This is a genomic window from Burkholderia sp. SIMBA_062, assembly GCF_046534765.1.
GTDB lineage: Bacteria > Pseudomonadota > Gammaproteobacteria > Burkholderiales > Burkholderiaceae > Burkholderia > Burkholderia ambifaria.
Genome location: NZ_JAWRYD010000120.1, coordinates 1 through 445 on the forward strand (window position 1 = coordinate 1; position 445 = coordinate 445).

Here is a 445-nt window from a genome sequence, read left to right on the forward strand (position 1 = left end):
GAAGTATTAATTACTTCTATGTAGCATACATGCCGGCAGAATGAAAATATCCTGTAAGGAAGTGTTCAGTGATGAGAGAAAAGTTAATTGACAAGCTTGAGGAAAACAAGAGGCATTTTTTAATGAAACAGGTGCGTGCCTCGCTAAGATCTTGTGAAGAATCAGGGTTTGTTTATCAATTAGCTGAGGCAGAACAAAGCAGGCAGATATTTGAGACTATATTATCGAATTCTTTCCCAAGTGCAGTGCGTGAAGTTGATATAAGCGACAAGGAGACAGCCATATCGCTTATTTTAGAAAACATTGCGGATACGGGGGTTGAACGGATGAATGATATTGTTTATCTGTTTCATCCGTATAGTAATGAAGTCGGTGCTATCAAATGTGCGCTGAAGGATTGTGCAAGTCATCTGCACTGTCTCATGGATTTTATAGATTTTGAAGG

Annotated in this window: 1 protein-coding gene; it reads left to right on the top strand. The window is 38.9% G+C overall.

The features are described from left to right. Window positions 1–71: 71 nt before the first annotated feature. Window positions 72–445 (top strand): hypothetical protein (locus SB786_RS35660; protein WP_410731496.1); only part of this gene is annotated, 374 nt, incomplete at its 3' end.